The sequence below is a fragment of the Vibrio sp. STUT-A11 genome, from assembly GCF_026000435.1.
Lineage (GTDB): Bacteria > Pseudomonadota > Gammaproteobacteria > Enterobacterales > Vibrionaceae > Vibrio.
Genome location: NZ_AP026763.1, coordinates 1,290,049 through 1,308,733, shown reverse-complemented (window position 1 = coordinate 1,308,733; position 18,685 = coordinate 1,290,049). Strand labels below are relative to the sequence as shown.

Annotated in this window: 28 protein-coding genes and 1 pseudogene; 12 read left to right on the top strand and 17 right to left on the bottom strand. The window is 45.7% G+C overall.

From position 1 onward, the window contains the following. Positions 1-29: 29 nt before the first annotated feature. The 10 genes from OO774_RS06150 to OO774_RS06105 form a co-directional block, all read right to left on the bottom strand. A complete protein-coding gene (locus OO774_RS06150; RefSeq protein WP_264905566.1) occupies positions 30-1,001 on the bottom strand; it encodes a DUF968 domain-containing protein in 972 nt (323 codons plus the stop codon). An 11-nt stretch (positions 1,002-1,012) separates the two neighbouring features. Continuing rightward, positions 1,013-1,318, bottom strand: a complete 306-nt coding sequence (locus OO774_RS06145) for a DUF4406 domain-containing protein (protein WP_264905564.1) — start codon at positions 1,316-1,318, stop codon at positions 1,013-1,015. Beyond that, positions 1,315-1,623 (bottom strand): endonuclease domain-containing protein, encoded by a 309-nt coding sequence (locus OO774_RS06140; protein WP_264905562.1) that lies wholly within the window; start codon positions 1,621-1,623, stop codon positions 1,315-1,317. The genes OO774_RS06145 and OO774_RS06140 overlap by 4 nt, the downstream gene beginning before the upstream one ends. After that, positions 1,620-1,814: a hypothetical protein gene (locus tag OO774_RS06135; RefSeq protein WP_264905561.1), complete on the bottom strand. Its 195-nt coding sequence runs from the start codon at positions 1,812-1,814 to the stop codon at positions 1,620-1,622. Before OO774_RS06135 ends, OO774_RS06140 begins: the two co-directional genes overlap by 4 nt. 159 nt (positions 1,815-1,973) lie before the next feature. Continuing rightward, the gene (locus OO774_RS06130; RefSeq protein WP_264905559.1) at positions 1,974-2,960 is read right to left on the bottom strand and encodes a helix-turn-helix domain-containing protein; all 987 of its coding nucleotides are present in this window, start codon (positions 2,958-2,960) and stop codon (positions 1,974-1,976) included. Further along, positions 2,960-4,501: a DNA cytosine methyltransferase gene (locus OO774_RS06125; RefSeq protein ID WP_264905557.1), complete on the bottom strand. Its 1,542-nt coding sequence runs from the start codon at positions 4,499-4,501 to the stop codon at positions 2,960-2,962. Before OO774_RS06125 ends, OO774_RS06130 begins: the two co-directional genes overlap by 1 nt. Further along, complete coding sequence (locus OO774_RS06120) at positions 4,501-4,698, bottom strand: hypothetical protein (protein ID WP_264905556.1); 198 nt, start codon at positions 4,696-4,698, stop codon at positions 4,501-4,503. The genes OO774_RS06125 and OO774_RS06120 overlap by 1 nt, the downstream gene beginning before the upstream one ends. After that, positions 4,698-4,871 carry a hypothetical protein gene (locus OO774_RS06115; RefSeq protein WP_020335496.1) on the bottom strand — a complete coding sequence of 58 codons (174 nt, stop codon included), beginning with the start codon at positions 4,869-4,871 and terminating at the stop codon, positions 4,698-4,700. The genes OO774_RS06120 and OO774_RS06115 overlap by 1 nt, the downstream gene beginning before the upstream one ends. 179 nt (positions 4,872-5,050) lie before the next feature. Further along, the gene (locus OO774_RS06110; RefSeq protein ID WP_020335499.1) at positions 5,051-5,242 is read right to left on the bottom strand and encodes a hypothetical protein; all 192 of its coding nucleotides are present in this window, start codon (positions 5,240-5,242) and stop codon (positions 5,051-5,053) included. Then, the gene (locus tag OO774_RS06105) at positions 5,239-5,748 is read right to left on the bottom strand and encodes a phage regulatory CII family protein (RefSeq protein ID WP_264905555.1); all 510 of its coding nucleotides are present in this window, start codon (positions 5,746-5,748) and stop codon (positions 5,239-5,241) included. Before OO774_RS06105 ends, OO774_RS06110 begins: the two co-directional genes overlap by 4 nt. A 279-nt stretch (positions 5,749-6,027) precedes the next feature. Between OO774_RS06105 and OO774_RS06100 the strand changes: the two genes are divergently transcribed. From OO774_RS06100 to OO774_RS06045, 12 genes and pseudogenes are all read left to right on the top strand, one after another. Further along, positions 6,028-6,828: a helix-turn-helix transcriptional regulator gene (locus OO774_RS06100; protein WP_264905553.1), complete on the top strand. Its 801-nt coding sequence runs from the start codon at positions 6,028-6,030 to the stop codon at positions 6,826-6,828. Between the two features lie 152 nt (positions 6,829-6,980). Continuing rightward, the gene (gene bamE, locus OO774_RS06095; RefSeq protein ID WP_264905552.1) at positions 6,981-7,364 is read left to right on the top strand and encodes an outer membrane protein assembly factor BamE; all 384 of its coding nucleotides are present in this window, start codon (positions 6,981-6,983) and stop codon (positions 7,362-7,364) included. Between the two features lie 343 nt (positions 7,365-7,707). Beyond that, positions 7,708-8,100, top strand: a complete 393-nt coding sequence (locus OO774_RS06090) for a hypothetical protein (protein ID WP_020335506.1) — start codon at positions 7,708-7,710, stop codon at positions 8,098-8,100. Positions 8,101-8,140: 40 nt separating this feature from the next. Further along, positions 8,141-8,959, top strand: a complete 819-nt coding sequence (locus OO774_RS06085; RefSeq protein ID WP_264905549.1) for a YfdQ family protein — start codon at positions 8,141-8,143, stop codon at positions 8,957-8,959. Between the two features lie 50 nt (positions 8,960-9,009). Continuing rightward, positions 9,010-9,387: a hypothetical protein gene (locus OO774_RS06080; RefSeq protein WP_264905547.1), complete on the top strand. Its 378-nt coding sequence runs from the start codon at positions 9,010-9,012 to the stop codon at positions 9,385-9,387. Position 9,388: 1 nt separating this feature from the next. Further along, positions 9,389-9,592, top strand: coding sequence for a hypothetical protein (locus tag OO774_RS06075; protein WP_264905545.1), 204 nt, complete (start codon positions 9,389-9,391; stop codon positions 9,590-9,592). 3 nt (positions 9,593-9,595) lie between these two features. Then, positions 9,596-9,838, top strand: a complete 243-nt coding sequence (locus OO774_RS06070) for a hypothetical protein (protein ID WP_264905543.1) — start codon at positions 9,596-9,598, stop codon at positions 9,836-9,838. A gap of 9 nt (positions 9,839-9,847) precedes the next feature. Beyond that, positions 9,848-10,453, top strand: coding sequence for a 3'-5' exonuclease (locus OO774_RS06065; protein WP_264905542.1), 606 nt, complete (start codon positions 9,848-9,850; stop codon positions 10,451-10,453). Beyond that, entirely contained in the window at positions 10,446-10,661 is a 216-nt protein-coding gene (locus OO774_RS06060; protein ID WP_264905540.1) for a hypothetical protein, read from the top strand. The genes OO774_RS06065 and OO774_RS06060 overlap by 8 nt, the downstream gene beginning before the upstream one ends. Before the next feature lie 103 nt (positions 10,662-10,764). Further along, a complete protein-coding gene (gene xisR / locus OO774_RS06055) occupies positions 10,765-10,995 on the top strand; it encodes an excisionase family protein (protein ID WP_262582478.1) in 231 nt (76 codons plus the stop codon). Then, positions 10,995-12,230: a site-specific integrase gene (locus OO774_RS06050; RefSeq protein ID WP_264905537.1), complete on the top strand. Its 1,236-nt coding sequence runs from the start codon at positions 10,995-10,997 to the stop codon at positions 12,228-12,230. The genes xisR and OO774_RS06050 overlap by 1 nt, the downstream gene beginning before the upstream one ends. Before the next feature lie 52 nt (positions 12,231-12,282). Beyond that, a pseudogene (locus tag OO774_RS06045) lies at positions 12,283-12,387 on the top strand (integron integrase); the annotation flags it as partial. Between the two features lie 53 nt (positions 12,388-12,440). Here OO774_RS06045 and OO774_RS06040 read toward each other — a convergent pair. The 7 genes from OO774_RS06040 to OO774_RS06010 all read right to left on the bottom strand — a co-directional run bounded on the left by OO774_RS06040 (position 12,441) and on the right by OO774_RS06010 (position 18,572). Continuing rightward, positions 12,441-12,914, bottom strand: coding sequence for a DUF2947 domain-containing protein (locus OO774_RS06040; protein ID WP_264905536.1), 474 nt, complete (start codon positions 12,912-12,914; stop codon positions 12,441-12,443). A gap of 13 nt (positions 12,915-12,927) precedes the next feature. Continuing rightward, positions 12,928-13,515, bottom strand: a complete 588-nt coding sequence (locus OO774_RS06035; RefSeq protein WP_264905535.1) for an HD domain-containing protein — start codon at positions 13,513-13,515, stop codon at positions 12,928-12,930. Between the two features lies 1 nt (position 13,516). After that, entirely contained in the window at positions 13,517-14,101 is a 585-nt protein-coding gene (gene rimJ / locus OO774_RS06030; RefSeq protein ID WP_264905533.1) for a ribosomal protein S5-alanine N-acetyltransferase, read from the bottom strand. 36 nt (positions 14,102-14,137) lie between these two features. Further along, positions 14,138-15,682 carry a transcriptional regulator TyrR gene (gene tyrR, locus OO774_RS06025; protein ID WP_264905532.1) on the bottom strand — a complete coding sequence of 515 codons (1,545 nt, stop codon included), beginning with the start codon at positions 15,680-15,682 and terminating at the stop codon, positions 14,138-14,140. Positions 15,683-15,782: 100 nt separating this feature from the next. Beyond that, complete coding sequence (locus tag OO774_RS06020; RefSeq protein ID WP_264905530.1) at positions 15,783-16,823, bottom strand: YcjF family protein; 1,041 nt, start codon at positions 16,821-16,823, stop codon at positions 15,783-15,785. Next, positions 16,820-18,196: a YcjX family protein gene (locus tag OO774_RS06015; RefSeq protein ID WP_264905528.1), complete on the bottom strand. Its 1,377-nt coding sequence runs from the start codon at positions 18,194-18,196 to the stop codon at positions 16,820-16,822. The genes OO774_RS06020 and OO774_RS06015 overlap by 4 nt, the downstream gene beginning before the upstream one ends. Positions 18,197-18,386: 190 nt before the next feature. Further along, on the bottom strand, positions 18,387-18,572 hold the full coding sequence (locus OO774_RS06010) for a hypothetical protein (protein ID WP_140359279.1): 186 nt from the start codon (positions 18,570-18,572) through the stop codon (positions 18,387-18,389). Between the last annotated feature and the right edge of the window lie 113 nt (positions 18,573-18,685).

Here is an 18,685-nt window from a genome sequence, read left to right as displayed (position 1 = left end):
AGCAGCCAACCCTTCTCCAATAAACTAGCTCAACCCAAAGCCCCTACCACCAATGCCCTATTAATCGTTTCTTTCACATGCCAGAGCTGATCGCCGTGTTGACGTTCCCAACGGTTCACATCACGGTGTAGCTCTTGGTGGTGATCATGACACAACGGGATGGTGAATATATCCGAGGCCTTGCTGCCCATCTTTCCTTCTCCGTGCCCTATTAGGTGATGGGCAATACCGGCAGTCTTACCGCAAACACGGCAAGGTAACTTACGTACGAAAGAGAGGTACTTTTCGCTCTCCCAACGAATAGGCTTTGGTTTTCTCAAATACATGGCTGGTGGATCGTCATCGATGACCAATTTCAGAACTGGCTTGGCCAATCGTTCTAGTTGTTCACGCTGACCTTCGAATACATACCTGGCATCTGTATCCACGTTTCCAAGCACACCCACTCGCTTGCTACCCTCCTCTCGTTTGAACTGACGATCGATAACAGACTGCGGCAATAGTGAATACACTTCATTGCGAACGGCCCACCAGCACAAATCAACATCTGTAATACGCCTTACTTCGCCATGCAGCTGGCGAGAGACAACCATCAGACCATGGCGAACCGTATTCTTTCGGGCTATGGAAAACGCCTGGTGACTGTCATCGGCCATGTTGTCGTGATGCCAACACAAACGAATCGCTCCCTCTCCGGTTACTCGAGTTTTCAAATTATGATTGCAGTAACCTTCATCCTGCAGTTGACACTCAGAAATCGTATCAACGTACTTAGCCGTACTACCGATAAGCAGTTGAACGTCTTCATGAGCGAAGAACGCCACCAAAGAAAGGTCATCCGAAGACAACCCTCCTGCAGTCTTTGTGGCCAAACGCTGATTAGGAGAAACCAACCCGATCTTACCGTCCACCAGCAAACGTTGAATGGCTTCTTTGTTTGGGCTTAATGGAATGAGGGCGGCATTCAGTGTAGGGACAACATCTAAGCTGACTTTTAGCATTATCCCTACCTTTAAGCGACTTTAGACTCAAGCAACGGCTTAGTCACCAGCTGCTTACCCATCTCGACCGCTTTGTCGTATTCCAATCGAGCGCCTTTCGAAAGTTGCCAACCATCTAAAAACACCACCGTGTCGCAGCAGGCCAGCATTGGAATACAAATATGCATGTACTCTTCCCAATCAAAACCATCAGGCAGAATAGCGGGGTTCATGACAATACACCCGCGGCGTTTCAACTCATCTTCCATCGCGAAGAACGCTGGCTTGTTAAACTCTGGTAATCCCGTCATTGGGCCTGCAATGTAAACTTTCTTCACGATAATGCTTCCTTTAATGTCTCTACTGCTTTTCCGCTCTTAATCATACTTCCGGTGAATCGGAGTACTGACCAACCTCGTAATGCTGCTTCGTTGTATTTCTCGCAATCTTTCTCATAACCACTGCCGCGAGTGTGGCGACCACCCGCCCACGTACCGCCTTCCACTTCCACCGCCAACTGCTGTTCTGGGTAAGCAAAATCAAAACGCCAGCGTCGTGTTTCATGGAAACGGTATTCCTTCTCTGGCAGTTCTAACCCCATCGCCTTGATTTGGAAAAGAAGGGTTTGCTCTAACGCACTCATGCCAACTCCTCTCCAAATACAGGCTCTAGCTTTGCCATTAAGCGAGTCGAACGACCTCTTCCTTCCACATCCAACTCAGTGACGAAATACTGTTTGCCCTCATGGGTATAAACCCGTTTGTTCTCATAACAAATACACAGGGCATCTACCGCTTTGCTGTTGGGTAACACTCGAATCTTAAGCACGTCCATCCACCCTATTGAACAATCCAAATCTTGTTTGTGTTGCCGGTTCTTGTGTCCGACATCCGATTAATTTCCACTCCCTGCTTGCGAGCCTTGGTAATCAACTGAGTTAACTCCAAAGTAGAAATACCTAACTCCTTGCAAAGCTCTGCAGGTACCCAAACCTTAGGCCGCGAAACCATCACCCCAACTAACTTCTCCACCATCTGAATTCACCTCCGCTAGTTGAGTTAACAATTCCCTGCGCTCGTCCGATAGACGTTTGATTTTGTTCTTACTGGCTTGAATCGCCTGTTCAGTCCCGCCGTGGCTCATCACCCGTATGAGGTGTTGGTTCTCGCTGTCGATATCCATCTCAAGATGACGAACCTTAGATTTAATCTCGTCACCATCGGATTTGGTTTGCTGCGGTTGCTGCTCTGGCGCCAAGTAACGCCCCTTGTCTTGCTCACGGCCTAGCCATGCAGTGATGAATCGAACCATACCGCCTTGGGTCTTGCGCTTACGTGGATTTGCGTCACTCCAAACTTTCATTTTGCGCAGCTGATCGAGCACATTCACCGCTGGGTAGGTCTGTTTCCATTCCATCACCTGAGTGGTGCTGACTTCGTAGAATTGATCTTTGCGATTGGTAGGCAAACAAATTACCGGAAGCTCGCTGGCTTCGAGCTCGCTCGGAGCAAGATCTTTACTTGATGGTTCTATTGGTGGATCTATTGGTGGTTTATAGCCGGATTCCGACCTACCCCCAGCCGGAATTTGACCTACCCCCCTATGCTCTTTCGTCTGTTCGAGTTTCGAACGTTCGACTTTTGAACAGACGAAATTCGACTGTTCAAAATCCGTCTGTTCATCTGCTTTCTTTTTCAAAAGCATCACTGGTAGTTGGTATTGGTTATTCGAACGGACTAAACGACCTGTATCCGCCTTTTTGAATTGGTTCTTTTTGAATAGCCAACCACCCGCTTCCAGTTTCTTAAGCGTCGATTTAACGGTAGTAGGTGAAACACCAGATTTACGTGCAATGGTATCGATAGACGGCCAACAAAGGCCGCTATCGTCTGAATGGTCAGCCAGACAAAGCATCACCAACTTATCAGAACCTTTAAAACTCGGAATGTCCCAAACGTAGCTCATTACTTTGACTGACATTAAGCCACCTCTAATTTCATAACTGATGTTAAATTTGCTTCTACTAGTGCTTGGGCAACTGGTGGGCATACTGCATTACCACATCTTGCTACTTGGCTAGCTTTAGATAGTTTCTTGCCTTCACTGTTGTGCGAAATTTTGTAGTCTTCTGGAAAACCTTGTGCAGCGAACAGTTCATGCGGTTCTAACATTCGCATACCAATATCTACGATTTGGTATTCTTCACCTTTAACCGTGACTAACCCAAAGCGGTCTTTAGTCTTGACCGTGCCAATTGGGCTATCACATGCCTCGCCGTAGCTAGTGCCGTAATACTTGAGTAGAAACGCTCTTACTTCACCAATATGAAACCCACCGGCAGAAATGGTATGTACTGGTTCATCAGTGCAGTGGCCGATGTTAGTGCCGCGCATCTTTACCATATGGCTAGTTACGACCGCTTGGGTGTTCGCTGTACCTGGTCTTTTCTGTTCGCCTCCTGACGTAATAGTATGAACAGGGCTATCTACTTCATAACCAACGCTACCTGCTCTGAATTTCGTCATAAATGCCGTCACCAACGCAAAATGACCGCCTTTGACTTGAGCGCATATGGTTCGCAATGGTTCGTTAGCTGGCATGTTTCTTTGGCTTGAAGCGTTGGCGCATTCAGTCAAAAATGGTGTGGTGCAGTGATCTGGAACAACAAATGGCGCTTCTGCTGACAGCACAAATTTGTTTAACCCTTTGGCAATACGTTCCATTGTCTTATCTGCTAGCGGTCGCTTACGATTGAATATTGATTTAACAGGGATAGACCAATCAATAATGTCAGCAGCAGATGCGTAAGGCTTTAAACCACTACCTTTTGGACCATGAGTTTTAGCCGGCCACACAATGTCTTTGCCATCGTTTCTGGCAACTAAGAAAAATCGCTTTCTAATGGTAGGAGCCCCATAGTCGCAAGCATGAAGAACTTTATAGTCCAATTGATAACCTAACCCTTTTTCCAAGCGGTCATAGTGAGGAAATTCGCTACCTAGAGCTCCAACAATTTCAGGCCATGCAGGATGATCACGATGGAGACCTGTCGTTAACACTTTTACGAATGCGTCAAACGTTTCACCTTTCCGCTCTGGGCATGGTTTGAATTTTCCGTTTTCAGTTTCAACAACAGGTCCCCATGTCATGAACTCTTCAACATTCTCCAACATCATCATTCGAACTGGCACCAGCGCTGCCCAACGAACGGCTACCCACGCCAATCCGCGAATATTCTTGTCAACCGGACGATTCCCCTTAGCTTTTGAGAAGTGCTTACAATCAGGTGAAAACCACGCTAAGCCTACTGGTCTGCCTGAACATGCTTCAACTGGGTCAACGTCCCACACCGATTCACAGTAATGTTTCGTCTCTGGGTGGTTTACTCGATGCATGTCAATGGCAGCAGGATCATGGTTAATGGCAATATCTACGTGGCGATTTAGCCCTAACTCCATACCTGTAGACGCACCCCCACCACCTGCAAAGTTGTCTACAACAATCTCATTTGGATAAAGCATCAAACAATCCTCCCTACAACCAAACGCGCCTTTCCTTTCCCCAAAACAACAAAGTTCTTAGCAAATAGAATCAACATGAACCCCGTAATAGTTTGAGCGTCTACGACTGCCTTGTAGCGCGAACGTGTAAGAAACGAGAAACCGCCCGTAGTCAGCTCTTGGCCGTCGTAGTCAAAATACGCAGCAGAAAAATGCATCACTTACCCCCTGCCCAATCGGCAAACGAACTGCGTGGCTTACTCTTTGGCAGAGCTCGTGATTTTGGTTTTAATGCAGCCTCATGCTGCTTGGCTTTCGCCTTAAACTTGGCGTCTCCCATCGCAGCGCGACGGAGGTTATCAACCTGCTTTAAACGCTCACTTAATTCCATAACCCTGCTCCTGTGTCATTCGGCTTACAGTTCGTTTACTTACCCACTTCCAATCGCCTGGCTTAGTTGCTAAAAAATAGACGTAGTTATCAAAAACTAAGACGGCCTTAATCTTTGCGCGATCGCACTGCTGTGTTACTCTTTCCATTGAATCGACCTTCGTTTGCTGATTCATAGCCCTAACAAGTTGCCGCTTGTTGGGGCTTTTCCATTTCTAGATGTGCCAAATATCTCTGACTCTTGGTGTTAATCGCCTTTAGTGCTTCCTTTTCCAGTTGCTGCTTAACTGCGGCGTTCTGCTCCAGTGCAATAGAACTGCGATACATCTGCACTAATTGCTCTATGGTGTTGAGCGTTTCCATCACATTCATGACAAGACTCCCGAAGACATATCGCCAAACATCATGGCCATGCTGATACCACCAAAGCGGCTCTCTGCGGCATAGCCAATCGTCATGGCCGAAGCCACCAGCGTATGAATGGATGAAGACAAACGGCTAACCCCATTGGCAGAAAGCTTGGTTACGTTAAGTTGCTCGGCCATCTCACCAAGCGCCTTAGTTGCGACCAAAAACTCGGTATTGAGATTGGCCTGTGAGTTGTAGTTAAACGGCATTGGGGTACACAGCCCGACCTCTTTGCATAGGCCGTCTATCATGCTGTAGTCACCAGACTCTTTGGTGAACGCGATAACGTCATCAACAAACAACTTCGATTCCGGTTGATTGGTGTTAAAGCGTTTCTTTAGTCGGTTGCTATAATCCACTTCTGAGTAACCAAGCCTTAGCGCAATAGCGCGCAGGCTGTGGTGGTTCTTAAAACGAATAACGCCTTCATAGAAGCGAGGGAATTTCCCCCTGCTTTGTGTGTGGGTCATGGAGTACCTCCTTGGCAATCTGTAGATTGTTCTACCGTGGAATATTGAGAAGTTCTTCTTTAGTGACTGGTGTTTCTGTCACTTGAGATAATTCCGAAATGATCGAGGCGTAATTGGTTTCACCAGTGAAATCCGTTCTAGGAAGTACACCTCTCTCACACCATTTATAAACAGCTCTATTACTAACGCAGCAAGCTAGCGCTACTTTTGGTACACCTATCTGAGTAATAACCTGTTTTAACATAATTTCGCCCTTACAATGAACTATAAGTACATATTATGACGGAACTGAAAGTACAATCAAGAAGTTTTACTATTGAACCTATGGTTCATAGTGAAAATGTGCGTTCAAACTTCGCCCAAAGGCTTGCACAGGCCTGTACAAAAGCTGGGATAGAAGAACATGGAAGGGGTGTTATTTTAGCTAAAGCACTTAAAGTGACGCCAAAAGCTGTAAGTAAATGGCTAAACGCGGAGTCAATGCCACGCCAAAATAAAATAGAAGAATTAGCAAACCTCCTCAAAGTTGATCTGTTCTGGCTCCAGTACGGAAAGCATCATGACAGCTCAGCCTCGAACGCATCTCAAAAGCCAAACGAAGCCAATGCGGAAATTTTAGGAGAAATTGACGCCTGGGATCGTAAAACCCCACTTTCAGATGACGAGGTAGAAGTGCCATTTTTTGCAGATATTCGCCTTTCAGCTGGCAGTGGTGAAGTAGCCGAACGTGAACATACCGGTCTTAAACTGCGTTTTGCCAAATCGACGTTACGCCGTTACAACGTTCCGCCAGAATGCGCGGTATGCGTAAAAGCGACAGGCAATAGTATGGAACCCGTATTACCGGACGGTTCAACCGTCGGGATTGATACCTCTAGCACTGGGGTGGTAGACGGAAAAATGTACGCCATTAATCACTGTGGTGAACTTCGCGTGAAGCTCTTGTACAAAACACCAGGTGGTGGCTTAAGGGTTCGTAGTTATAACTCAGAAGAACACCCAGAAGAACGCTACTCGCAGGAACAAGCTAAAGATATCGTCGTGCTCGGCAGAGTATTTTGGTATTCGGTCATGTTGTAACTCACCGCCTACGGGCGGTTTTTTGTATCTGTAACAATTGCTTTCTGGGTATTGAGCCCAATCACATATGCATCAAAAACCTAATGATCTTTGTTTATATATTGAGATACTAAAGTTCTATTTTTATTGATCATTAGGATTCTGGTATACATATGAAAAATATAATTTTTAGTTTTATTGCTGCTTTATTAATTACTGGCTGCGCACAAAATAAAGTTGACTATGGAAAAGCCTCACTTCAGCTTGAGCTTGGCATGTCAAAACAGGAAGTGATAAATATTCTTGGCGAGCCGAAACGAACCGATGTAACCGAAAGCCGCACACGTTGGGTCTACTGGAATCCTGAAACCTACGGGTTTACTACCTTCGACAATGAATTGTTATCTAGTGACAGTCTTGTGGTGACATTCGAAGATGGGGAAGTGGCAAAATGGGGTAAAGCAAACCTAGTTCCAGACATGGAAGAGATCTACGAGCAACAACAAAAATTATACAGTAACCCCATAAAAACCGAAGTCACCATTAAGTCAGAATAAATAACACTATAAGTTCGCTCGTTAGAGAAATATCCCTTTTTAGATAGCCGCCTTCGGGCGGTTTTTTTGTGTCCGACAGAAATAATGTACTTTTGGTTCTTTACTTAATATGTACTTATGGTACATTTAGTTCATACCAACGACTTACCCCAGCAGCTGGTGGGGCGAATAACCACTGCACCGGAGCGTTTCTGCCTATGTCTGTCTTACGACGAAAAGTGAAACGGTGACCGGAAGTGACTATCCAAGGATGGGAACGGGGAGGCCCTTACTAAGGGCACACCCTAAAGCCTTTCAGAGCAAGGGTTTTAGGGTGTGGATAACCAAACTTGAGGAACGAATCATGAGCCAAGAAGCAGGCAACCTAAGCATAGAAGACCGTACAACCAACTTTCCTAAATTGATGCAAGAGCTAGATGGCGGCGTCATCTCCAACGTTATTGGCCTTGCACTCTCTAACGTTTCACGCGCTGTTTCGTACAGCGATAAACAAGGCGAAGTAAAACTGAACCTAAAGCTCAAGCCAATGGGTACCAACAACGAAATGGTAGAAATCACGGCCAATATGTCGGTGAAGGAACCTAAATCTGGCTTTGGTTCCAAGAGTGAGGACTTTCAGTACACCTCTATCGCCTACGTCGGCAAAGGCGGAAAACTCTCCTACGACCGACCGAAAGAAGACATTCACGGCCAAGCCGTTATTGAAGAAGGTCAGCTTCGCGAAGTGCGCGGCTAACCCAGTCCACCAGCAATCACTCTAAAGAGAGAACACAGAAATGGATAAATCAGCAATCCAACAGATTCAAGAATCAGCGAATGCCCCACAATTCTTAGAACAGTTACAAAAGGGAGGCTTCCCTGTTGCAGCCTTACCAGAGTCTTTCGATTTGCATGACTTAGAGAAGTACATGCCAAACCGCAATCAATTCCGCGGCACGATGAAGACGGCAAATATCGACGAGTTTGTGCGCTATCACGAGCATTACCAAACCGAAGGTAACCAATGCTTTATTGACGCTGACCAAATGGCCGCAGTCACTATCTTTGACCTTGGTACTCAAACTGTTCCTGGTCACTGTAAGCACCAGGCAAAATTGGTGTTGCGCCAAACCGCTGCATTTAAAGCGCTCATCAATATGGATGAGAAAAAAAGCAACCAGAAACAACTGGCTGAATGGGTAGAAGACTACAGCGATTTTATTCAGGTGTTCTCTACCACTGGTGAAGTTATAGAGAATGCAGTGGCCTCTGCCGCTATTCGTAATATGAAGTTTGAAGCAAAGGCTGGGCGTGAATCAAACGTAGATGACTTCAGCCATCACCAATCTGAATATGAGTCGATAGCTGTTCGCACCAAAGAAGAGTTCCCGATGCCAGCTGTCTTCAAGTTCACTTGTATTCCGTATTTAGGTCTAGCAGAACGCACCTTTGAAATGCGTATGAGCACCATTGGTAACGAAACCTTGATCCTTCGAATTAAAAAGCTGGAGCAGCACGAAGAAGAGATGGGCGAAGAGTTCCAAACCAAACTGCAAGACTGTTTCAAAGTCGGTGAAATCGAGATTGATACCTTTATTGGTTCATTCTCCAGCTAATCATGTTGGCGGTGAAGAGCGTTACCGCCAGTTTTCTTAACGGAGGGATCATGGCACTGACCAAGGAAAAATACATCGAGGCACAACGCATCATTGATTCCATAAATGGCAGTGGAAGATCAAAAATGGTGGGAAGGTACCTGCTGGAACATCCGGGTAAAAACCCGACCTATCAGATTAGCAATGATTTAGGGGTCAAGTCGCAACTGATTTGCAAAGCCGTCTACTACCTGCGTGGTAAGGGTGTTGGTATTAAGTCTGAGCCAAGATCACTCCACCCTTACTACGAGCTAACGATGGATGAGAAAGACAACTTGCCAGGTAAGAAAACGCCTATGAGAGGCGCGTCTACTTGTGAAGGCTTCCGCTTTGTCAAAAAGGCCCATCCATTCAAGCCAAATGTCTTATTACCGCAGTGGGGAGCGTGAAATGCCAGACAACAAAAAGCCAAACGAACACTTTGTTTTACGTCACTTAATCAACAAGCTCAAAACACAAGGCATCTCTGGCCACCAGCTGGATGAAGCCATTGAGCGTGGTATCCAGTACTACCACTACGGTACTTACGACAAAGCAAATACCATTCAATGCTGTGTTAACCATGCACTGCAATATGTTAAAGGAGCACATTAATCAATGGAAAATCAACATCAGAAAATCAAAGGGTACAGAGACTTAACTCAAGACGAAATCGACCTAATGAATGAGATTAAAGAGCAAGGTCAAAACCTCAACGCCCTCATCTTAAAGCTAGAAGCATCACATGCTTTAGCGGGGAGTCATGCGATTGATATGCGTTGGGTAGCCATAGGTAAGACCGACTTGCAAAAAGGAATTATGGCTTTGGTTCGTTCAGTAGCAAGACCAGACCGTTTTTAGTGGAGAAAAATGATGGCTAATGAAAACACACCTAAAAAAGAAATCATGATCGATATTGAATGCATGGGCAAAGGCAGCAAAGCACCAATCACAAGTTTAGGTGCAGTTGTATTCAACCCACATACTGGCGAACTTGGTAACGAGTTTGAAGTAGTGGTAAACCTAAACAGCTCCGCTTATTACGGTGAAATAGACGCTTCAACGGTGACCTGGTGGTTACAACAGAGCGATGAAGCTCGCGCCATTTACGCCAAAGGCACTCCTAAATTAACGCTTAAAGACGCATTAAATCAGTTCAACGAGTGGCTTTCAGCTCAAGGCGAGCCAAACGACCTCTATCTATGGGGTAATGGCAAAGAATTCGACAACGTCATCGTCCGCAATGCCTTTGAAGCCTGCCGCATCAGACCAAACTTCTCACACTGGAATGATAGTGATGTTCGCACCATCGTAAAAATGGGACGAGACATTCTAGGCATTGATCCCAAAACCACGTTAGAACGCGAAGGTGTGCACCACTCCGCGCTAGATGACGCCAAGTTCCAAGCCCGCTATGTAAGCGACATTTGGATGAACTTTATGCCCGAGAAGAGAACAGAGGTGAGTGATGGCTAACGCAACTTTCCAAACCGAACTGGGCGCGGTTACCGCTAAAGGCCCCTACTTCAGTTTTATTCAAGGCCGTGAGGTTACTGAACTGAAATTCATCAAGCCAGGGATCGAAGACAGTGGGTATGGGTTCGTAGCTGAGATTTCGAGTGACACCAACCTATCTCCAGAATTGGTGACTAACTTTGCCAAGCTCGCATTAATGTCTCTTTAACTTCTCGGTCATAGTTCATTTTATGTAATTCGCCTATGCCCCATCTCTTGATTAAGGGGCATTGCAGGATTTTTATTTTCATTATTTATTGGAGGTTTTACCGATGAGAACATTTACGGTGATTCAACTCGAGCCTAACCGCTGGGTTAAAGAAGATCTTTTGATGGATTTAACCGGCATGTCCACCAATGAAATCAAAGACTATCGTCAGTTTCGTTGGATTGAAGGCGTTCACTTTAAAAAAGCATCCGGTAAAAGTAGTGGTGGTGGCAAAAGTTTTAAGTATGACCGTGTTGCCATTGATGAGTTTTCAGCAAGAGAAAGGGTTGCGTAATGAACACACCAGAAGGTGTAGAGATCCGTGGTAAGTCTATCCGCATTAGTTTTACTTACCGCGAGATGCGTTGTCGGGAGACACTAAAAGGTTGGGAAGTCACTAAAGGCAATCTCAAAAAAGCAGGTCATCTACGCGCTTCTATACTTTCTGAAATTTCATTAGGCACTTTTGATTACTTGTCACGCTTTCCAACATCAAAGAAAGCACAACTTTTTGCGACGCCAGAACAGCGAGGCAAGAACCTTACCGTTCGTGAGTTGTTTGACGACTATATTCAATTGAAGCAAACGACAATGGCCTCACAGTCACTCTATGTTTTGAGTACTACCGCAAGAGCATGCTGCTTGTTTGTTGGGGAAGAACGTACAATTTCCACCATTACGATCATGGATGCACTCAAGTGCCAAAAGTTAATGGTCGACTCCCCTACTCGATCTGGCGCATCACGGAGTGCAAAGACGATCAATAATATGATCAAACTTCTGCGCCGATGCTTTGACTTAGCGGTGAAATCAAAGTTTATCGATGACAATCCATTTCTGCATGTTGAGTTGCTTAGTGGTGGATCTGGTGAACCGGACCCACTGGAACTAGAAGAGTTCCACCAGCTAATAGAATCAACGACAAACTTACAGCAACGGAATATGTTCACCTTGGCCATTTACACCGGCATGCGAACTGGTGAACTTTGTGCGTTAGCCTGGGAAGATGTTGATCTAGATAAAGGGACGATCGAGATTACTCGCAACGTCACGATTGAACGAAAATTCACAACACCAAAGAATAAGAAGTCAGAGCGAACTATTCACCTGCTTGAACCAGCCCTTCTCGCCCTTAAGTCTCAAAGAGAGCTAACCATGTTTAGCCCGGTAAGAGATATTTTTGTAGAAGTAAAAGGCTCAAACACCTTTCGCCAGGAAAGCGTTCGATTCGTGTTTATTCCAGAACGTCGTAATGGCCAAGCACCTAGCGAGACCTATAAAACGACAACATATAATCGTCTATGGTCACGCGCGCTTAAACGAGCTGGCATTCGCCATCGCTGTTCATATCAATCTCGACATACCTACGCTTGTTGGCTGATCACCAAAGGGGCAAACCTGTCCTTTATTGCGGAACAGATGGGTCACAAAAGCACAATGATGTTGGAGCGCGTTTACGGCAGGTTCATGAAATCTCACTCCCACGAACAGATCGAATACTTAAATGGGATCATGGCTTCAAATAAATAATTTTCGATTGTCCCACCAGCGCCCCACTTTACTCGGGGCGTGATACCCACCAATAAAAACAATCACTTATAGCGTGGGTGTATATACCACGCAAATATACACTCACGTCATAGAAAGAGGAGCAAGTGGCGTGCTAAGCCCTCTATCAAACCTTTAAAAAAAGAAAAAGCCACCAAATTGGTGGCTTAATATAATAATTTCAGCATATTACTAGTGGCGTTCGCCCAGCTTAACATTGCCTTTTGAGTCAAACCAAAGTGCTTGAGAGCGACGGCGGCCAATCAGCATTGGGCCATCATCATAGAACAGAAAGTTCTTCCAGTGCTTTTTGAAAATAGACCACTTGGTTTCGATGACGTTGTACTTCTCGTAACAGAAATAAACCGTTACATCGTCTTGCCAATCGATATGTGTTTCCACTTCGGTTGGCATTTCTGGCTCGTCTGATTCCCAAGCGGCCATCCAGTCGACAGTTTCTGACCAATTGGACTCTTTCATCGGCCAATCTTGAGAGCTCAAACGGTCCATATCAGGGCTTTGTGCACTGATGTTCTCTTTCCAGAACTGAGCGGAGCGAGCCTGACTCATTGGCTTTATCTGCGCTAAGTCTTCTTCTAGTACCGGCATCGACTGGTGAGTAAAAATCCATTTTCTTTGGTATTCGTCCAAAGGCAAATAAGACATTCAGTCTCCTTTATTACGATTTCAGCCAACCTTTATCGGTGGCATCTTCAATTATTTCTTTCGCTTTGTCCCACAATGTGACAGAGCCAAGTTCAATTCTTTTGTTAATAGTAAGCGCTTGTTCACGCGTTACGCCATGTTCTTGCCAACTTTGACCGTCATTATGATAATTCAGAAGCATTGGTATTAAACGGTCGAGGGCTTTTGCATACTTTGCATCGTCAGTCTGCGCGGCTTCAAACTCATGCCACAGTGCCAATAGCTCTTTACCTTGCTCTCTTGGTAGCATGCCAAATAAACGTTCTGCGGCTTTGATTTCTTTTTCCGCCTGCTCTTTTGAAGCCGCGGTATCATAAACAAAGGTGTCGCCCGCGTCGATCTCTACGACATCGTGGATCAACAGCATTTTCATGACTCGGCAAATATTGACCGGGGCATTGGCATGTTCTTCCATCAAGACGGCCATCAGGGCTACGTGCCAACTGTGTTCTCCGCTGTTTTCCAATCGGCCTTGCGCGCTTTTTACACGGGTTCGGCGAAGCACATTTTTCAACTGATCCAACTCTATTAATAGCTTTAGCTGCTTCTCTAGTCTTTCCATATCATCGAGCCTTTGGTTGCCAGTCAGGTTTAGTCAGTGAGGTTAAGATATGATCTTGCCACTCGCCATCTATCAACAGATAATCCTTCGCATAGCCTTCTTTATTGAAGCCAACATGTTCCAGAACCGCTTCGCTACGTTTGTTATGTGGCATGTACCCTGCCTGAATTCGATGCATATTTTGCACGTCAAACATGTAATCACAAGCCATTTTTAGACCGCGACGCATGTATCCGTTACCCTGCGCCGTTTGGGCAAGAGAGTAACCAACGCTGCATGAGTGGAATGGGAAACGAACCAGACCGCTGAAGGAAATTGTCCCTAACATGCATTGTTTTTGGGTATCAATAAGAAGGCAGTAATAGCCGAGCCCCTGACGGTGGAGTTCGCTCAGTTTAATCAGCTTTTGTAGCCAACCATTGACGGTAAAGAAGGCGTCCTCGCGGGTTGGTTCATACGGCTTTAAATAATCGCGATTCACCTGAAAATATTCGGCAATCATATCTGCATCAGCGATTTCAGCAGTACGCAGAAGTAAGTCGCCGTCCAACTTATGAACGGTGACGGATGAACTTTTATCTTCCATTACAAATGACAACGTCCGTTTTCTCTTCGTTCAGGATTAATTCTTACGAATCCCATAATCACGCAGTTTATTGGCAATTGACGTATGTGATACATTCAAACGCTTCGCCAGCTTGCGGCTTGATGGGAATGACTGATACAAACGCTCAAGGATCTGAGACTCGTAATCACGCATGATCTCATCCAAAGAGCCATCTAAGTTGAGTGTCGCACTACCACCACCGACAGATTGAGGTTGAGGCAAATTAAAGTGTTCAACCTTCAATAAATGACCATCCATCTCGGTTAACGCTCGCAGAACCATGTTATCCAGCTGACGCATATTGCCTGGCCATTGGTAGTTTGCGAGTCCGTCGATCAAATCTTCATCGAAATCCGGTTTATCAATACCTAATTGATGCGCGTGCTTGGTCACGAACAGCTCTAATAGTGGAGCAACATCATTAGAGCGCTTGCGTAAAGGAGGAATCGTCAACGTAAGAACGTTCAGGCGATAGTATAAATCTTCACGGAACATACCCGCTTCCGACAACTCAGCAAGGTTGTGCTTGGTAGAGGCGATAATGCGCACATCAACGTGCATTTCATCCTCTGCGCCAACTCGACGGAAATTACCATCCTGAAGAAAACGCAGTAGCTTGATTTGCAAGTGTGAGCTCATCTCACCAATTTCGTCCAAGAAAACGGTACCGCCATTCGCTTGTTCGAAAATGCCTTTGTGCCCCTGCTCGTGGTTAAATGAGCCTGGCGCATGGCCAAACAGTTCAGTTTCAGCTACATCATCCGGCATAGACGCACAGCTCAGTACGAGGAAAGGCTTGCTCGCTCGGCTAGATCGGCTGTGACACGCTTTTGCCAGCATTTCTTTACCAGTGCCGGTTTCACCTTCTATCAATAAAGGCTGATCAAGGACAGACAACTTCTTGGCTTGGTTCATCAATGCTTTATGGCGGTTAGATAATCCGACAAAGTGTTCAAAACCAAGCGGGTTATGCAGCGGAACGGCTTCTTCAATTCGCGAAACTTGCTGGCTGGAGCGAATGGTGATCAACGTACTCGCCAGTGTCGAGTTCTGCGCTTCATCTTTGATGTAAACCGGCATTAACTCGAGAATGTAATCCAGACCATCAATAACCAGATTTTCACGAGTTCTCGCATTCACACCTTCAGACCAGCGAGAAAAACGCATGCTCGGCAATAGCGTACCAATTTGAGTGCCAATCACCTCATTTTTATGCAAACCAAGTAAAGAGAGCGCAGACATATTCGCCATATCTACCGCACCTCTAAGGTCGATCGCAAAGACAGGGTCGGGTAAGTTATCCACCAGCGAAAGAAGCTCAGTGTTATGGCGCTCCACAGGCATGAACTGGATTTTACGTACGTCTTTAACCCCCGAAATACGACGGATTTCGGCCATTAGTTCGCTAAAGGTATCAAAATCAATATCCGGGCAATTCAAATATATAATGCCACTGATATCAATCTCGATACCACGCAAGTCGATACTCTTAGATGCTAAAATATCGAGCAGTTCTCGGGTAAGACCGAGTCTATCTTCACATAAGACTTCAAGACGCACTGAAAATATCCCAATTCACAACTGTCAGGAAAAGTTGACAGTAGTTTCTATCAAGCTTGGAATGGCGTCAAGCAATCCTATTCATCAATGGTGATATTGGTTACGGTTTCATCGTAATTGATGCAACTTTCGCCACTACTGCTTTACGAATCGTACCCAGTTTAACCTGACGCTCAGGAGACCAAGGTAACGGACGCAGCAGCGCCATAGCTTTTAAGCCTAAACGCGCGGTAAGAATACCAACACCAAGCCCCTGACCTGCGCGAGCGGATACTTTGCCCGCAAGATCCATCGACATTAAATCCATACCAGCATCAATGGCTAGCTCACTCGCACCGGCGGCAGCCATGTTCACAAAGACCGCTTTTAGCAGTTTTATTCGCGACGCATAACCCAACTCAACACCATAGACTTTGGATAAGTTATCGATCATTTTGAAGTTGCGCCAAGCGACCAGCAACATATCTGCGGCGGCAAGCGGGCTGACTGCCACTAAAGCAGCGGATTCAGTGGCATGTTGAGACACAATTTTAGTTGCGAGTTTATCTTGCTGGCTCACCACCATTGAGTCGTACATATCGAGAATTTCAGCGTCGCTGTGTGCAGGGTTAACGCTGTTTTTCCAGCGGTCAAAGCCCGGATTTTCTGCCAATACCCCACTTTGTTCAGCCACTTTTTCACAAAACGTTTTACCCTTGCCAACGCTATCACTGCCAACAAGCAATTCGCTTTCTTCCTGAATGCTAAAGTGATTTCTCAGTTTACGTAGCTTCCACAACTCTTTGCCCAGTGCGCCTAAACCGAAAGAGGCGACAGTCGTAATAAAGCCAGCCCAGCCCAATGCAAGCCAGTCGGACGTTTGAACCGCGGTGACAACTGAATCGATCGCCTGCCACCCCACCAGACCAGAAAACGCGGTAAGTAACCCAGTCGCCAACCATTTTCGACCAGATTTAGGGCGAATCACATGCTCAAGCTGTAATTCCTGCTCTGTTTCTTGCGGCTCTTCTTGCACTGCTACAGGTACAAAGGTTTCTTTGTCACTAAAGGCTTGTTGAGAAGTTAAATCTTCAGATACAGAATCCTGATCTTTTTCTAGTACATTGTCTGAGAAGACCTGCTTTTGTTTGAATTCACTCATTTCAACTTATCTCCGATCAGGTAATCCAGAGCTTTATCTAAACGTATGTGTTTCATTGGTTCATCACTTGCTGATGGCATTGGACGGAAGGAAGTGAAATCAAAACCACTGTTTTGCCAATACGCCGTATTCGGTAATTTCCTTGGTACCTCACCGGGGAACATCGTCATTGGTTCGCCATCGAGCGTTGTGCCTTGCAAAGCCGGAACGGTCTTGTCGCCGGACGAAATAAACCCAGGCGTCGTGGCCTGAATAGAAGCAATGCTCATACAGCTCATCTCAATATTTTCATATGCTGCGCTTTGCCACGCGGGATGTACCATCTGCTGAAGTAAAGTGACCAAATTCGGGTGCTGCTCGGGCGTAATGTGGTCTGCTTTGGTAGCAGCGAAGAGAACTTTGTCGATCTTTGGCGAAAAAAGTCGACGAATAAAGCTGCTGCGTCCGTAGCGGAAGCTGTGCATGATTTGCTCCAGCGCCTGACGCATATCGTAAAACGCCTCATCTCCGGCATTTAAAGGCTGCAAGCAATCCACCAGCACGATCTGACGGTCAAAAGTCGCAAAGTGATGTTTATAAAATGCCTTCACTACTTTTTGCTGATATTCCTGGAAACGCGCTTCTAGCATCGCTAAATTACTGCCTTTAATCGGCTTAGTATCTGCATCAACCCGACAAGGGAAAAATTGCAGAACCGGCGCTCCGGCGAGTTCGCCCGGCAGAACAAATCGCCCCGGTTGTACCCAATGCAGCCCTGCACCTTTACAAGCGTGAAGGTATTCCGTGTACGCATGGGCAACGCTTTCTAGCTGCTTCTCATTGACACTCTCGTTAAGGTCGATGCTTTCGAGCTCGGCTAACCACGCTTTTGCTAACTCACTGCGTTGACCTTTTAATGCATTAAACTGCGTTTGCGACCAGGTCGCGAAATCCATATCCAACAATGGTAAATCGAGCAGCCACTCACCCGGATAATCGATGATATCCACATTAAGTACTGCGGTTTTGCTCAATAACTTTTTGCTGGTTTTATTCGGTTTGTATTTAAGTGCCAAACGAATTTCACTCACATCTCGAGTTGGCACTGGCCACTCAGGTGGCGTGGCATGAATCTGGTTGATCGCGTCGTCATAGGCAAAGCGAGGAACCATCATATTCGATTGAGGCTCGCGCTTAGCACCAATAAGACGTTTATCTCTGGCTGCAGTCAATAAAGGCAGATTATCGTGAGTTGCGGTATAAAGCAGTTGGTTGACCAGAGAAGTAATAAACGCCGTTTTACCCGCGCGGGATAAGCCTGTGACAGCAATTCGGACATTAGAGTCCATGCCACGGCTAATAAAGTCATTCACTTCTTTTGTAATTCTTTTCATGCTTTTTATTTATCTCATTCGTTCTGCCATACCAATATGACGTAGCTATGAGTCTAATTTTACATACATTAATCAAAGATGAACAAACGACTCACAGCAACAGGCATTGCCCAAAAACACAAAAGCCCCTGAGAATTCTCAGAGGCTTCGGCATTCTAACTATCGCTCAAACGATTTAAGCGTAAAGGTTCTAATCTTCTTCAATCAGTTTGTAGATAACGAATAGCGCCACCTCTAGTACGAACCACAATACACACGTAATCGTGACGTATTTTTCATCAAAGATACTGATACCGTGAAGAATCAAGTCATAGCCAACAAAGCCACCCACCACAACAGCAAGAATAATTTGTAGAATTTGAATAAAACGAGGCATGCCGTCTCCTAATTATTATTGTTCGCATAACGTCTGTTGCTATGCCCAAAGGTTTATATACCTAGTATATAGACAAAAAGTGCAGTTTTCGCTGCACTTTTGTCAATTGTTTG

Bases quoted from the DNA above. Each gene is read 5' to 3' on its own strand.
- OO774_RS06110 (WP_020335499.1), bottom strand. From the start codon at position 5,242: ATGAATGTGATGGAAACGCTCAACACCATAGAGCAATTAGTGCAGATG.
- OO774_RS06080 (WP_264905547.1), top strand. From the start codon at position 9,010: ATGGCACTGACCAAGGAAAAATACATCGAGGCACAACGCATCATTGAT.
- OO774_RS06050 (WP_264905537.1), top strand. From the start codon at position 10,995: ATGAACACACCAGAAGGTGTAGAGATCCGTGGTAAGTCTATCCGCATT.
- xisR (WP_262582478.1), top strand. From the start codon at position 10,765: ATGAGAACATTTACGGTGATTCAACTCGAGCCTAACCGCTGGGTTAAA.
- OO774_RS06120 (WP_264905556.1), bottom strand. From the start codon at position 4,698: ATGCATTTTTCTGCTGCGTATTTTGACTACGACGGCCAAGAGCTGACT.
- OO774_RS06075 (WP_264905545.1), top strand. From the start codon at position 9,389: ATGCCAGACAACAAAAAGCCAAACGAACACTTTGTTTTACGTCACTTA.
- OO774_RS06090 (WP_020335506.1), top strand. From the start codon at position 7,708: ATGAGCCAAGAAGCAGGCAACCTAAGCATAGAAGACCGTACAACCAAC.
- OO774_RS06130 (WP_264905559.1), bottom strand. From the start codon at position 2,960: ATGTCAGTCAAAGTAATGAGCTACGTTTGGGACATTCCGAGTTTTAAA.
- OO774_RS06100 (WP_264905553.1), top strand. From the start codon at position 6,028: ATGACGGAACTGAAAGTACAATCAAGAAGTTTTACTATTGAACCTATG.
- OO774_RS06060 (WP_264905540.1), top strand. From the start codon at position 10,446: ATGGCTAACGCAACTTTCCAAACCGAACTGGGCGCGGTTACCGCTAAA.
- OO774_RS06125 (WP_264905557.1), bottom strand. From the start codon at position 4,501: ATGCTTTATCCAAATGAGATTGTTGTAGACAACTTTGCAGGTGGTGGG.
- OO774_RS06105 (WP_264905555.1), bottom strand. From the start codon at position 5,748: ATGACCCACACACAAAGCAGGGGGAAATTCCCTCGCTTCTATGAAGGC.
- OO774_RS06085 (WP_264905549.1), top strand. From the start codon at position 8,141: ATGGATAAATCAGCAATCCAACAGATTCAAGAATCAGCGAATGCCCCA.
- OO774_RS06070 (WP_264905543.1), top strand. From the start codon at position 9,596: ATGGAAAATCAACATCAGAAAATCAAAGGGTACAGAGACTTAACTCAA.
- OO774_RS06140 (WP_264905562.1), bottom strand. From the start codon at position 1,623: ATGAGTGCGTTAGAGCAAACCCTTCTTTTCCAAATCAAGGCGATGGGG.
- OO774_RS06150 (WP_264905566.1), bottom strand. From the start codon at position 1,001: ATGCTAAAAGTCAGCTTAGATGTTGTCCCTACACTGAATGCCGCCCTC.
- OO774_RS06010 (WP_140359279.1), bottom strand. From the start codon at position 18,572: ATGCCTCGTTTTATTCAAATTCTACAAATTATTCTTGCTGTTGTGGTG.
- OO774_RS06020 (WP_264905530.1), bottom strand. From the start codon at position 16,823: ATGAGTGAATTCAAACAAAAGCAGGTCTTCTCAGACAATGTACTAGAA.
- OO774_RS06135 (WP_264905561.1), bottom strand. From the start codon at position 1,814: ATGGACGTGCTTAAGATTCGAGTGTTACCCAACAGCAAAGCGGTAGAT.
- OO774_RS06115 (WP_020335496.1), bottom strand. From the start codon at position 4,871: ATGGAATTAAGTGAGCGTTTAAAGCAGGTTGATAACCTCCGTCGCGCT.
- OO774_RS06015 (WP_264905528.1), bottom strand. From the start codon at position 18,196: ATGAAAAGAATTACAAAAGAAGTGAATGACTTTATTAGCCGTGGCATG.
- OO774_RS06040 (WP_264905536.1), bottom strand. From the start codon at position 12,914: ATGTCTTATTTGCCTTTGGACGAATACCAAAGAAAATGGATTTTTACT.
- bamE (WP_264905552.1), top strand. From the start codon at position 6,981: ATGAAAAATATAATTTTTAGTTTTATTGCTGCTTTATTAATTACTGGC.
- rimJ (WP_264905533.1), bottom strand. From the start codon at position 14,101: ATGGAAGATAAAAGTTCATCCGTCACCGTTCATAAGTTGGACGGCGAC.
- OO774_RS06065 (WP_264905542.1), top strand. From the start codon at position 9,848: ATGATGGCTAATGAAAACACACCTAAAAAAGAAATCATGATCGATATT.
- OO774_RS06035 (WP_264905535.1), bottom strand. From the start codon at position 13,515: ATGGAAAGACTAGAGAAGCAGCTAAAGCTATTAATAGAGTTGGATCAG.